Origin of the sequence: Neobacillus vireti, from assembly GCF_036962465.1 — a bacterium.
GTDB lineage: Bacteria > Bacillota > Bacilli > Bacillales > Cytobacillaceae > Neobacillus > Neobacillus vireti_B.
On record NZ_JBALNF010000031.1, the window covers coordinates 163,884 to 177,592 of the forward strand.

Consider the following 13,709-nt stretch of genomic DNA (forward strand, 5'->3'; position numbering starts at 1 on the left):
GAAATCAACAGCCAATTTATACACAACTTACTTTTAAGAGAACTTTTGAGTACACTTCTTTCTAACATGTCTGTTTTGACCAAAAAAGAGGATGTTTTTCAGCAAACTCTAGACAAAAAAATAATATTTTATTAGAATTAGATTAAAATTTGATTAAAAGTTCACAAAATAGACACAAATTCGCCCCAAAAAATTCAAAATTTACAATACAATAAAAGTGTTAACAAAGGTGTCAAACATTCAGAAATTATTAATAGTAGATTGTGGTATAATTCACGTAAATTCATTGACATTGACAAGTGGCTATTGTATGCTAACAAAGGGTATCAATGATAGGGTTTTCATGTCGAATTATCTATATAAAGATAGTTTTTATGGAATGAATTTGTCACCTGCCCGATTGACATTCTCAAAGAGTGAGGATGTGACTATATGCGTCAAAATAACCGCAACCCATTCCAAGCAATGGCGTTAATGTCTGCGATTGTCTCCCAGTTAGTCGGCTCCATTCTCATCGGTATTTTTGCAGGCAGATGGCTTGACCGGCATTGGGGTACAGAACCAATTTTCTTAATAATCGGACTGCTTTTGGGACTGGCAGCGGGGACCTATTCTATGCTTCTTTCAATCCGCCATTTCTATTCAGGAGATAAATCATAATGCCAGATTTCAGAGTTATGTACAACAGGCAAAAGAAATGGATATTCTACTTGCTGGCCATTTATGTTCTTGGCTGGGGCTTCACTACGCACCATACGATCTTTTTAGGATTGGTTTTAGGGACATGCTTCGGTTTTCTTAACCTTTTACTCTTGGTAAGGAAGACTGAAAAGTTTGATAAACAAGTATCAGAGGGGAAAAAACCCCGGTCTCTAGGATCCTTATCAAGGATGGCGACAGCGGGTATTGGAGCTGCAATCGCCTTGAAGTACCCGGAATATTTTAATATTTTTAGCTTTGTGATAGGACTAATGACATCCTATATTGTCATTATGATAGATTATTTTTACAATGCAATACATGTACACAAAAAGGGGAAGTGAGGTGAGTACATATGGAACATAAAACTCCTGAGTTTGAATTCTTAGGTTTATGGTTTAATGGCGCTAACGTCTTAATGATCACTGTAGCAAGTGTCATTGTTTTTTTAATCGCCGTGCTTTCGACACGCAAGCTGGCAATGAAACCAACAGGGATGCAGAACTTCTTTGAATGGGTGATGGACTTCGTGAAAGGCATCATCAACAGCACGATGGATTGGAAGGATGGAGGGAGATTTCACATCCTTGGAATCACACTCATTATGTATATCTTTGTATCCAATATGTTAGGTTTGCCATTTTCGATTGTGATTGATGGAACACTTTGGTGGAAATCACCAACAGCTGACCCAATCATCACGTTAACTCTTGCTGTTATGATTTTGGGTCTGACCCATTATTATGGCGTAAAGTTAAAAGGGTTCAAAGGATATGCTCAAGGTTTCTTCAGCCCGATGGGATTCTTATTTCCATTAAAGATTATTGAAGAATTTGCCAACACATTAACACTTGGTCTGCGTCTTTACGGTAACATCTTCGCAGGTGAATTGCTGTTATCACTTTTAGCAGCAGGACTGGCCCACCAAGGAATTGCCGGTACCATCGCCGCAGTGCCGTTGACATTAGTATGGCAAGGTTTCTCTGTGTTTGTCGGCTCGATCCAGGCTTACATCTTTACTATGTTAACAATGGTTTACATGTCTCATAAAGTGAGTCATGACCATTAAAATAACCGTTCATGCTCATGAACAAAAATAAAAAAATATTATGTTTTCATACATTTAAGGAGGAAAAAAAGAAATGACAGGTTCAATTGGTATTTTAGCAGCAGCGATCGCAATCGGTTTATCAGCAATTGGTGCAGGTATTGGTAACGGTCTTATCGTAGGACGTACAGTAGAAGGTGTGGCTCGTCAGCCTGAATTACGTGGTATGCTTCAAACTACAATGTTCATCGGGGTTGCGTTAGTTGAAGCCTTGCCGATTATCGGGGTAGTTATTGCGTTCATGGTATTGAACAAATAAAACTCGAAAATTTCCTGGTGGCGAAGATAACCGAATCCTTCGCCATTCATTTATGTTTGTTTGATTGAATTGATTGTTTCCAAACGTTTTAGCAACTCTTGAAAGGAGTGAACCCAGGGTGTTAACTAGCAGTTTTGTATTGGCCACTGCGGCTGAAGGCGGCGGCCACATTAATACTGGAGATATCTTCTTCCAGCTAATCGTATTTATCATTTTGTTAGCATTGCTTAAAAAATTCGCGTGGGGTCCATTAATGGGCATTATGAAACAACGTGAAGAGCATATTGCTAATGAAATTACTGCGGCAGAAAACAGCCGTTTAGAAGCGAAAAAACTTATCGAAGAGCAGCGTAACCTTCTTAAAGAAGCACGTAATGATGCACAAAACTTAATTGAGAGCGCGAAGAAGCAAGGCGACTTGCAGCGTGAAGAAATCATTACGACGGCCCGGGCTGAAGCAGAACGCCTGAAAGAAGCTGCCAAGCTTGAAATTGAACAGCAAAAGGAAAAAGCTGTTGCTGCCATTCGCGAACAGGTTGCTTCCTTGTCTGTGTTAATTGCTTCTAAAGTAATTGAGAAAGAATTAACAAATGCAGACCAAGATGCACTAATTAACGAATACATTAAAGAGGCAGGAGAAGGACGATGAGCAACACAATGGTAGCAAAACGCTACGCGTCCGCTCTTTTTCAAATCGCTAATGAACAGCAGGTTCTAGGTCAAATAGAAGAGGACCTTCGTGTAGTTAAGGAAGTCTTGGAATACAATCCTGATTTAAAAGCTGTCCTTAAATCTTCAAAACTTACGCTCGATAAGAAAAAAGAGATTGTGAAAAATGCTTTTGCATCAGTGAATGTGTTTGTCCTAAATACGGTATTGGTCTTAATTGATCGTCATCGCGAGGACCAAATTGTTGAAGTAACCGATCAGTTCCTTGAACTGGCAAATGAAGCAATGGGAATCGCAGAAGCGGAAGTGTACAGCGCACGTGAGTTGACGGATGCTGAACGCGAAGCATTATCTGCGACATTTGCTGCGAAAATTGGCAAAAAATCACTTAGAATTGAAAATATCGTCGATTCTAACCTGCTGGGCGGCATCCGCCTTCGGATTGGAAATCGAATTTATGACGGCTCTTTGCGCGGAAAGCTAGACCGTTTAGAACGTAAATTGTTAAGCTAAGACGAAATGTAAAGCAACCGGTAAGCGAAGTACACTCGCCGCTGGGCGCTGGACGATTTTAAAAGTTTAATGCAGGAAAAAATATACGCAAAGTATCAGAAGATAGGGGTGAAACTCATGAGCATCAAAGCTGAAGAAATCAGTGCCCTGATTAAATCACAAATTGAAAACTATCAGGCAGAAATTCAAGTGAGTGATGTTGGTACAGTTATCTCAATTGGTGACGGTATCGCTCGTGTTCATGGCCTCGACAATGTTATGGCCGGAGAACTTGTTGAATTTGCAAACGGCGTTATGGGTATGGCACAAAACCTTGAAGAAAATAACGTCGGTATTATCATCCTTGGACCTTTCACGGATATTCGTGAGGGAGACGAGGTTCGCCGCACAGGCCGCATCATGGAGGTTCCAGTAGGTGAAGCGCTAATCGGACGTGTTGTAAACTCATTAGGACAGCCAGTTGATGGCATGGGTCCAATCAATACAACAAAAACTCGCCCAATTGAAGCAGTAGCTCCTGGCGTTATGGCCCGTAAATCCGTTCATGAGCCGCTTCAAACAGGTATTAAAGCGATTGACGCGCTTGTTCCAATCGGACGCGGTCAACGTGAATTAATCATTGGTGACCGTCAAACAGGTAAAACATCTGTTGCAATCGACACCATCTTAAACCAAAAAGGTCAAAACATGATCTGTATCTATGTTGCCATTGGTCAAAAGGAATCAACTGTTCGTAACGCGGTTGAAACTCTTCGTAAATATGGTGCATTAGAATACTCAATCGTTGTAACGGCTTCTGCATCACAACCTGCACCGTTATTATACCTAGCTCCATACGCGGGTGTTGCAATGGCAGAAGAATTCATGTATGACGGCAAGCACGTTTTAATCGTATACGATGACCTTTCAAAACAAGCTGCTGCATACCGTGAGCTTTCCTTGTTACTACGCCGTCCTCCAGGTCGTGAAGCATATCCAGGGGATGTATTCTACTTACACAGCCGTTTGTTAGAACGTGCATGTAAAATTAACGATACTCTTGGTGCTGGTTCGATCACAGCATTGCCATTTATTGAAACACAAGCAGGTGACGTTTCTGCTTATATTCCAACAAACGTTATCTCCATCACGGATGGACAAATTTTCTTACAATCTGACCTTTTCTTCTCCGGTGTTCGCCCAGCGATCAACGCAGGTCTTTCTGTATCACGTGTAGGTGGATCGGCGCAAATCAAAGCGATGAAGAAGGTTGCAGGTACACTGCGTCTTGACCTTGCTTCATACCGTGAATTAGAAGCATTTGCTCAGTTCGGTTCTGACCTTGATAAAGCAACACAAGCGAAGCTGAACCGTGGTGCTCGTACGGTTGAAGTTCTAAAGCAAGATCTTCACAAGCCGCTTACGGTTGAAAAGCAAGTTGTAATCCTTTATGCATTAACACGCGGTTTCCTTGATGATATTCCATTACAGGATGTACGCCGCTTTGAATCTGAATTCCATAACTGGTTAGACCACAACCGCAAAGAATTGTTAGACCATATTACCAAAACGAAGGATCTTCCTTCTGATGAGGATATGGCTTCTGCAATCAACGACTTCAAAAAGACGTTTGCAGTTTCCGAATAATAGGGTCTGACATATTGAAGGGTGAGGGCGTGCGGTCCGCCGCATGGCCTAAACCAGACATTCTTTGAAAAAGGGTGGTGAGAACCTATGGCTTCATTACGTGATATAAAACAGCGCATTACTTCAACAAAAAAGACGAGTCAAATCACAAAAGCAATGGAGATGACTTCGGCTGCTAAATGGAACCGCGGTGTTGTAAATGCGAAAGCATTTGTACCTTACATGGAGAAGATCCAGGAAGTAACAGCGTCGATTGCAATTGGCTCTAAAGGTGTGAATCACCCGATGCTAAAAGCTCGTCCTGTTAAAAAGACCGGTTACGTTGTCATCACATCGGACCGTGGCCTTGCTGGTGCATTCAACAGTAACGTCATTCGCCGAGTGACCCAAACCATTCAAAGCCGTCATCAATCCAATGATGAGTTCGCGATTATTACGATTGGCCGAGTTGGCCGTGACTTTTTCGTAAAGCGCGGTATGAATGTAGCGCAGGAAATCGTCGGCGTATCCGATCAGCCGAACTTTAGTGATATTAAAGACCTGACTAGTTCAACGGTCGGTATGTTTGAAGACGGAACCTTTGATGAATTATATGTGTTTTACAACCATTATATAAGTGCAATTTCTCAAGAGGTTACGGAGAAGAAATTGCTTCCATTAACGGATTTAACAACTTCTTCAAAGCTCACTTCCTATGAATTTGAGCCATCTGCCGAAGAAATTTTGGAAGTTCTCCTGCCGCAATACGCAGAAAGCTTAATCTACGGCGCACTGCTTGACAGTAAAGCAAGTGAGCATGCCGCACGGATGACTGCAATGAGAAATGCTACCGATAATGCGAAAGAATTAATTAAAAACTATACATTGAGCTACAACCGTGCCCGCCAGGCATCGATTACCCAAGAAATTACTGAAATCGTAGGCGGTGCGGCAGCACTTGAATAGTAGATTTATGGCTGTACGGCCTTAAATTTTTGAAAAAAGAACCCTTTTGGGGGTCTCAGATATAAGAAGTCGTGGGAATGAGTCAATCATTCCCGGACTCTTTTTGAAAGAGTAAGATAGGAGGGAACATGATGAACAAAGGACGCGTTCTTCAGATTATGGGTCCGGTTGTTGACGTAAAGTTCGAAAGCGGTCAGCTCCCTGAAATCCATAACGCATTGAAAATTGTAAACACAGCGCGTACTGAATCAGAAGTTGAGATCAACTTAACCCTTGAAGTAGCCCTTCATTTAGGTGATGATACAGTTCGTACAATTGCGATGTCTTCTACTGACGGTTTAACTCGTAATGCGGAAGTTGAAGATACTGGCAGACCAATTTCAGTACCAGTTGGCGATGTAACTCTTGGCCGTGTATTCAACGTATTGGGAGATGCCATTGACCTTAAAGAAGATATTCCAGCAAGTGCCCGCCGTGATTCGATTCACCGCGAAGCGCCAACGTTTGAAAATCTTTCGACTGAGGTTGAAATCCTCGAAACTGGGATTAAGGTAGTAGACCTTCTTGCACCATATATCAAAGGTGGTAAAATTGGTCTATTCGGTGGTGCCGGTGTAGGTAAAACCGTTTTAATCCAGGAATTAATCAATAACATCGCCCAAGAACACAGCGGTATTTCCGTATTTGCTGGTGTTGGTGAGCGTACTCGTGAAGGTAATGACCTTTATCATGAAATGACGGATTCAGGCGTTATCAAGCAAACGGCAATGGTATTCGGACAAATGAACGAGCCGCCAGGCGCACGTATGCGTGTAGCCTTGACTGGTTTAACAATGGCTGAATATTTCCGTGATGAGCAAGGACAGGACGTTCTTTTCTTCATGGATAACATCTTCCGTTTCACACAAGCAGGTTCTGAGGTTTCCGCGCTACTTGGCCGTATGCCATCTGCCGTAGGTTACCAGCCAACTCTTGCAACTGAAATGGGTAAATTACAAGAGCGTATCACTTCTACTAACAAAGGTTCTGTTACATCAATCCAGGCGATTTACGTACCAGCCGATGACTATACCGACCCGGCGCCGGCAACGACTTTCGCACACTTGGATGCGACAACAAACCTAGAGCGTAAGCTTTCTGAGATGGGAATCTACCCAGCGGTGGATCCGCTTGCGTCCACTTCTCGTGCATTGTCACCTGAAATTGTTGGCGAAGAGCACTATAATGTAGCGCGCCAGGTTCAATCAACATTACAACGTTACCGTGAATTACAGGATATCATTGCAATCCTTGGTATGGATGAACTTTCTGATGATGATAAGTTAGTGGTACTCCGTGCACGTCGTGTACAATTCTTCTTATCACAAAACTTCCACGTGGCAGAGCAGTTCACTGGCCAGCCAGGTTCCTATGTTCCTGTTAAAGAAACGGTTAAAGGTTTCAAGGAAATCCTTGAAGGTAAGTATGATCATCTTCCTGAAGATGCGTTCCGTTTAGTTGGACGTATTGAAGAAGTGGTTGAGGCCGGAAAACGCTTGGGTGTAGAAGCTTAAAGTTTGCCAGGAGGGTAAAAAATGAAGACGGTAAAAGTCAGTGTTGTTACTCCCGATGGCCCGGTGTATGATTCTGAAGTAGAGATGGTAAGTGCCAAGGCTAAGAGTGGTGAGCTGGGGATTTTGCCTGGTCACATTCCGTTGGTTGCTCCGCTTGCAATTAGTGCGGTTCGTTTGAAAAAGGGTGGAAAGACGGAATTTGTCGCTGTTAGCGGCGGATTCTTAGAGGTTCGTCCTGATCAGGTAACTATTTTGGCGCAGACTGCTGAATTAGCCTCTGATATTGACGTTGAACGTGCTTTAAAAGCGAAGGAGCGTGCTGAGCAGCGTTTGCATGAGCAGCGTGCTGAGCATACTGATTTCAGACGTGCTGAGCTTGCCTTGCAGCGTGCCATCAATCGCCTCGCCGTATCGGAAAAAAGATTATAGATATATCGGAAAACCCCTCTGGTGTTTGTACCAGGTGGGGTTTTTATTTTTTATCATCTAAATGGTCAAGGGGAAAAGTTATTAAATAAATAACTTTTCTGCTGTCCGAAACCTTGAACCTATGGTATTTTAAACTAATAAAGAAATATTGTACAATACCAAATTCGATACTCGAATAATAGTAAAAAAAGAGTTTATTATTCCGAAATAAATTGTTTGAAAGTTTTAGCTATTTCGATATTGACGATAAACGTTATAACATGTAATAATATATTATAATACAACAGGTAATAATCACAGACAGGATAGGTCGAAGGAGGATGAACAAAAAGAATAAACATAGGGGTTTAATTCTTTATGAAAGCGGTTTAAAAAAACTTTTGCCATGAGAGTGAATTTACTGGGGGGAATGTATGTGAAACGTTGGTTTAGTATAGCTGTCATTATTTTAATGGTTATGTCATTAATGATTGGTTGTTCCTCAAAAAGCACTACTTCAAAATCAAAAGATGGAAAGACTACGATCACCTTTTTTTACCGTTGGCCAAATGAGCCGTACAAGTCCTATTTTAAAAGTGTTATTGCCGAGTTTGAAAAACAAAATCCTAACATTAAAGTCGAAGAAGTAACCGCATTAAACGATGATTATAAGCAAAAAGCAAATGTTCTTTTAGGAAGCCAGAATCCACCTGATGTATTCTTTAGCTGGGCTGGGGAATATGGACAAAAGTTTATTAGAGATGGTGTGGCGTTAGATCTGACAAAATACTATCAAGATGACACTAACTGGTCTGGCCAGTTAATCAGCTCACAAGTAGACTTCTTTAAAAAGGATGACAAAGTCTATGGAGTACCGCTTTTTACTGACAGCAAGCTGTTCTTCTACAACAAAGATTTATTTGATAAGTTGGGATTGAAAGCCCCAACTACGTGGGATGAGTTCATGAACGTATTGGCAACGATTAAAAAGAATGGAACAACGCCAATCATCCTGGGAAATAAATCACCTTGGGCTGCCGCTCACTATGTAACAGCCTTAAATCAGCGTTTAGTTCCAAAGGAAGTGCTGGACAAAGATCTTAGCTATCAGGGGGCCAAGTTTACCGACCCTGGATATGTAGAGGCATTAAAGAAATTAAATGAATTAAGACCATATTTTAATGACGATCCAAATGCAGTCGCCCACGATGAAGCTAGAAGCCTATTCCTAGGCGGGAAGGCAGCAATCACGTTCCTAGAAACACAGGAAATCACGTATATGAAAGACGCAACCTTTAAATGGGATACCTTTAAGGTACCCACGATAGATGGGGCAAAAGGAGATCAAGGCGGTTTAATCGGCGCACCTGAAGGCTTTATGATTCACAGCAAATCTACTCATCCAAAAGAAGCGATGGCGTTCTTAAAGTTTATGACGTCTAAAGCAAATGGCGAAAAGTTAATTAAAGATACCGGACTAGCTAGTACGGTCACTGACGCAGTCAATGAAAATACAGCAACGAAAGAAGAAGTCAAAGCAATGGATTTAATTAAGGAACAGAAAAATATGTTGATTTGGACGGATAGTGCGTTAGACAGCCGAATCTTCAAACCATACGGTGATGGAGTACAGACAATGCTTGGCGGCGGAATGAAGCCAGCAGATGTTATGAAGAGTGTTCAAGAAGCTGCAAAACAAGTGTATAACAAGTAAAAGAATCTACAAATCGATTGAAGGTGCCGGTTAAGAGAGACAACAACTCCCTTTTAACCGGCAAAATACTTAATGATTTTGTTGTTTGGGGGGGGTTAAGATGCGCGAGAAAAGGATGGTCCCAATTCTTTACATGGCACCTGCCTTAATGATGCTGGCTTTATTTGTATACTACCCATTAGTTCGAAATGTCGTAAATGGCTTTTATGAATGGAACCCATTTACATCAGATAGAAGCTTTGTTTTCCTAGATAATTATCTACGACTCTTTAAAGATCCTGTTTTTTACACAGTGATAAAAAACAATATGTTATACGCGGTGATCTCTGTGATTCTGCAGGTTGGGCTTGGGTTAGTGATTGCAGCGGTACTGGAAGATAAGATTTTCAGGAGATTTTCTACCTTCTTCCGGACAACCTTTTTTATACCGGTTCTCATCTCGATGACGGTCATCGGAATCTTGTTTAGCTTTATTTACAATCCGGAAGTAGGGCTGCTAAACAGCTTCTTACGACTAATCGGCCTGGGGAATTTTGCAGAGGGCTGGCTGGGCAACCCCAAAACAGCAATTTTTGCAGTCATTTTTGTCTCTCAATGGCAGAGTATTGGATATGCAGTCATGTTGTATGTACTAGCGGTACAAAAGGTTCCAGGAGAATTATATGAAGCGGCTACCATCGATGGGGCTGGTAAGATTCGTACATTCTTCAGTATTACGGTTCCACAAGTAAAAGAAATGACCTTTGTTCTATTAATCTATACAGTGACTGGCTCGTTCTTAGTTTTTAGTGAGGTATATGTATTAACGAGTGGTGGTCCGGGGAATTCATCACAGGTTTTTAGTACATATCTCTATCAAAAAGCCTTTATTGATAATGAACCGGGATTTGCTTCAGCGATTGCAAACGTGATTCTTGGGATCACACTGATCTTTTATTTCGTACAGAATAAATTCTTAAAAACAGGGGAGGAGTAGAAATGAAACTGGTCGAATCACAGGGAGATTCAATGAGTCATGAGCCAAAAATGGAAAAGCTGGCTGCGCTTAACTTGAAATCTACTAAACGCAAATCGGGCTTTTCAATCGTGGTTGGATTGATTTTTATCTTCTTACTCCTTTACTTTGCGGCAATTGCCTATCCCTTGTTCTGGATGGTTATCAACTCCTTTAAAACAACGGCTGCCATTTTTAACGACAGCTGGGGACTTCCAAAAGAATGGCTGTTTTCGAATTATACGACGGCTTGGGAACAAGGGGTTTCCAGCTACTTTATGAACAGTTTGATCATCACGGGCGGAACCTGTTTGTTGACGGTGTTAGTTAGTTCCTTGTGTGCGTATGGTCTAACCCGCTTTCAAATTAAAGGCGGCAAGTTCCTGCTCTTGTTTGTTTCAGCTGGTCTGATGTTTTCTCCGCAAAGCAGTTTAATTCCGCTCTATGAACTGGTTCAAAAACTGGGAATCTTTGATACGTACTGGGCATTGATTCTAACGTTTACGGCCTACCGTATTCCTTTAACCGTGCTGTTAATCCGTTCTTTTTTTCTATCAATTCCGAAAGAGTTAGAGGAATCTGCTTACCTCGATGGGGCTAACAGCTTTAAGGTGTTTACAAAAATATTCCTGCCAATGAGCAGACCGATTCTGTTCACGGGTGTCATTTTGACTGCTTATTATGCGTGGAATGAGTTTTTATTTTCGATTCTCTTTATTCAAACAGAAGACGTTAAACCGATTACCTCTGGACTCTTAGTGTTTAAAGGGGCCTTGAGCACAAACTGGGGTGTATTGATGGCAGGTTTGGTCATTTCCGCGATTCCGCTGATTGTCATCTTCCTCATGATGCAAAAATATTTTGTCCGCGGCTTAGCCGAGGGAAGTGTGAAAGGATAATTTTTTTATAATAGGTTCTGTTAACCGATATTGTTATTTATACTCTGTTGATTGGATCGGAAGGCGGCGACTCCTGCGGGCGCCTGGAGAGGAAATCAACAGCCAAATTTAACGGCTAAAAAAATTATAATAGGGAGTGGACGCAATGTTGAATTTTAGCAGAGAAAAGTATTTAAAGGTGACAGGCGGAGCCATCGGGCTGAGAGCAGAAATTGAAAGAGTAGTAGATAAAGTCTACGAAAAAGGCTTTAAAAACCTATTCTTAATCGGATCCGGCGGGGCAGTGGCAACCTTTTATCCATTCGAATATATGGTGAACTCAACATCGACGATTCCAGCCTATGCGGAAATCGCCGCAGAATTGGTTTTACAAAATCATAAACAGTTAAGTGAAGAGTCACTAGTTATTCTATCTTCTCTATCAGGAACAACAGAAGAGACGGTTGCTGCGGCAAAATACTGTAAAGATAGAGGAGCGACGACGATTGGCCTAACAGGTGAGTACAATAAGCCGCTTGCTGACACAGTAGACTTCCCATTAGTCAACTTTGCAGAGAATGATTTTGCCAGCGATTCCAATCAATTGGTGCTTTTTCACCTTATTTTTAGACTGATGCATAAAAATGGAGATTTCCCTGATTATGAAAGATTTGCCTCACAGCTTGAAATACTTCCGGAAAAGTTAATTGAGGCAAAAGAAAAATTTGAACCGAAAGCAGAAGCGTTTGCGATTGTTTATAAGGATGAGCCCTACCATATGGTAGTTGGATCAGGAACCACATGGGGCCGCGCCTACTCTTATGCGATGTGTGTATTGGAAGAAATGCAATGGATTAAAACGAAATCGATCCATGCGGCGGAGTTCTTCCATGGCACCTTGGAGTTGGTGGAAGAGGATACAAGCATGATTCTATTAAAAGGGGAAGATGAAACTCGTCCACTAATGAATCGTGTGGAGCAGTTTGCTGAGCAGTATACGAAGAAATTGACGGTGCTTGATACAAAAGACTATGGACTAGAGGATATTAGTCCGGAATTCAGAAAGTATTTATCACCAATTGTAACGTCGACTCTACTGCAGAGACTTAGCGTCCACCTCGAGGATAAACGGAATCACTCGTTAGAGATTCGCAGATATTACCGGACAGTAGCATATTAAAAAGCGTAAGGGAAAGAGGATATCTTTCCCTTCTTCACTAATGGGAGGGACAATTGATGAGATTATTAGCGGTTGGAGATAATGTAGTTGATTATTATGAGGATCGGGAAGAAATGTTCCCTGGCGGAAATGCCGTCAATGTGGCTGTTTTTTGGAAGCGGTACGGTGTAGAGGAAGTTTCCTATATTGGCATTGTTGGAAATGACGAAGAGGGCGAGCATATTGTCAACTCGTTAGTACAGGAACAAATTGATGTTTCCCGGGTAAGGAAAGTATGCGGACCGTCAGGAGAAGCGGTTGTTACGTTAGATGAGCAAGGCGATCGTAAGTTTGTCGGCTCGAATAAAGGCGGCGTTCAAAAAGAGCTGAAATTGAACTTTACTGAATCGGAATTGGCGTTTATCAGCACGTTCTCGCTGTTGCATACAAGCGTATTCAGCCATTTGGAAAAAGAACTGCCAGTATTGCAGGAGAATATTGACATCTCATTTGATTTTTCAACTAGATATGATGACGACTATTTAGAGCTTGTCTGTCCCTATATAAAATATGCCATTTTTTCCGGCGGCGATTTAACGAATGAGGAGTGTGAAGCACTCATCACGCGTGTTCACCAGCTGGGGACACCGAATATTATTGTAACCAGAGGGTCGGAAGGGTCGTTATTCTCCGATTCAAAGCAGTTATATAAGCAAGGGATTATAGAGACAGATGTAGTCGATACACTTGGTGCAGGTGACACGTTTATAGCGATCTTTTTAAAAGAATATGTCTTGTCTGGGAACGCCGCGGAGGCGATGGAAAAGGGTGCGGCGGCAGCGGCTGAAACATGCCAGCGCTTTGGTGCCTTCGGCCACGGGAAAAAGCGTGCGAAACGGATTACTGTATAGGAAATGAAGAAACCTGTTCATATCGAACAGGTTCTTCTTATCATAGTTGGATTATCTTATAAAAAATACTATGTAAATAAGTTCATTGGCCCAAAAGGGAAAATGGAAGCTAGTTCGGTAAATGAAAGGTGGTTTCATTGCCTCAAAAGGGAAAATGGGAGCTAGTTCGGTAAATGAAAGGTGGTTTCATTGTCCCAAAAGGGAATATCCTAGCTTGCTCGGTTAATGGGAGTGGAGGTTCGTTGACCGAAAGACAAATATCATAGCTCATTT

General features: G+C 41.8%; 15 protein-coding genes. All 15 read left to right on the top strand.

Annotated features, from left to right (window positions below; translation table 11 throughout):
• The first annotated feature begins 432 nt into the window (after window positions 1-432).
• Window positions 433-660: an AtpZ/AtpI family protein gene (locus tag V7077_RS14540; RefSeq protein WP_335502891.1), complete on the top strand. Its 228-nt coding sequence runs from the start codon at window positions 433-435 to the stop codon at window positions 658-660.
• Window positions 660-1,043 carry an ATP synthase subunit I gene (locus tag V7077_RS14545; protein WP_215045473.1) on the top strand — a complete coding sequence of 128 codons (384 nt, stop codon included), beginning with the start codon at window positions 660-662 and terminating at the stop codon, window positions 1,041-1,043. The genes V7077_RS14540 and V7077_RS14545 overlap by 1 nt, the downstream gene beginning before the upstream one ends.
• 11 nt (window positions 1,044-1,054) lie before the next feature.
• Window positions 1,055-1,768 carry a F0F1 ATP synthase subunit A gene (atpB, locus tag V7077_RS14550; protein ID WP_215045474.1) on the top strand — a complete coding sequence of 238 codons (714 nt, stop codon included), beginning with the start codon at window positions 1,055-1,057 and terminating at the stop codon, window positions 1,766-1,768.
• A 73-nt stretch (window positions 1,769-1,841) separates the two neighbouring features.
• Complete coding sequence (gene atpE, locus V7077_RS14555) at window positions 1,842-2,066, top strand: F0F1 ATP synthase subunit C (protein ID WP_215045475.1); 225 nt, start codon at window positions 1,842-1,844, stop codon at window positions 2,064-2,066.
• A 118-nt stretch (window positions 2,067-2,184) separates the two neighbouring features.
• Window positions 2,185-2,715 (top strand): F0F1 ATP synthase subunit B, encoded by a 531-nt coding sequence (locus V7077_RS14560; protein WP_215045476.1) that lies wholly within the window; start codon window positions 2,185-2,187, stop codon window positions 2,713-2,715.
• Window positions 2,712-3,248: a F0F1 ATP synthase subunit delta gene (locus V7077_RS14565; RefSeq protein ID WP_215045477.1), complete on the top strand. Its 537-nt coding sequence runs from the start codon at window positions 2,712-2,714 to the stop codon at window positions 3,246-3,248. The genes V7077_RS14560 and V7077_RS14565 overlap by 4 nt, the downstream gene beginning before the upstream one ends.
• Window positions 3,249-3,365: 117 nt before the next feature.
• On the top strand, window positions 3,366-4,874 hold the full coding sequence (gene atpA / locus V7077_RS14570) for a F0F1 ATP synthase subunit alpha (RefSeq protein ID WP_160724184.1): 1,509 nt from the start codon (window positions 3,366-3,368) through the stop codon (window positions 4,872-4,874).
• 87 nt (window positions 4,875-4,961) lie between these two features.
• Complete coding sequence (gene atpG / locus V7077_RS14575) at window positions 4,962-5,819, top strand: ATP synthase F1 subunit gamma (RefSeq protein WP_335502902.1); 858 nt, start codon at window positions 4,962-4,964, stop codon at window positions 5,817-5,819.
• Between the two features lie 131 nt (window positions 5,820-5,950).
• Entirely contained in the window at window positions 5,951-7,372 is a 1,422-nt protein-coding gene (atpD, locus tag V7077_RS14580) for a F0F1 ATP synthase subunit beta (protein WP_335502905.1), read from the top strand.
• A gap of 21 nt (window positions 7,373-7,393) precedes the next feature.
• A complete protein-coding gene (locus tag V7077_RS14585) occupies window positions 7,394-7,801 on the top strand; it encodes a F0F1 ATP synthase subunit epsilon (RefSeq protein ID WP_335502908.1) in 408 nt (135 codons plus the stop codon).
• Window positions 7,802-8,210: 409 nt separating this feature from the next.
• Window positions 8,211-9,494 carry an ABC transporter substrate-binding protein gene (locus V7077_RS14590; RefSeq protein ID WP_335502911.1) on the top strand — a complete coding sequence of 428 codons (1,284 nt, stop codon included), beginning with the start codon at window positions 8,211-8,213 and terminating at the stop codon, window positions 9,492-9,494.
• Between the two features lie 100 nt (window positions 9,495-9,594).
• Window positions 9,595-10,470, top strand: coding sequence for a carbohydrate ABC transporter permease (locus V7077_RS14595; RefSeq protein WP_335502913.1), 876 nt, complete (start codon window positions 9,595-9,597; stop codon window positions 10,468-10,470).
• A 2-nt stretch (window positions 10,471-10,472) separates the two neighbouring features.
• The gene (locus tag V7077_RS14600; protein WP_335502917.1) at window positions 10,473-11,387 is read left to right on the top strand and encodes a carbohydrate ABC transporter permease; all 915 of its coding nucleotides are present in this window, start codon (window positions 10,473-10,475) and stop codon (window positions 11,385-11,387) included.
• Between the two features lie 145 nt (window positions 11,388-11,532).
• Window positions 11,533-12,546 (top strand): SIS domain-containing protein, encoded by a 1,014-nt coding sequence (locus tag V7077_RS14605; RefSeq protein ID WP_335502920.1) that lies wholly within the window; start codon window positions 11,533-11,535, stop codon window positions 12,544-12,546.
• Window positions 12,547-12,602: 56 nt separating this feature from the next.
• Entirely contained in the window at window positions 12,603-13,436 is an 834-nt protein-coding gene (locus V7077_RS14610; RefSeq protein WP_335502923.1) for a PfkB family carbohydrate kinase, read from the top strand.
• The last annotated feature ends 273 nt before the right edge of the window (window positions 13,437-13,709 follow it).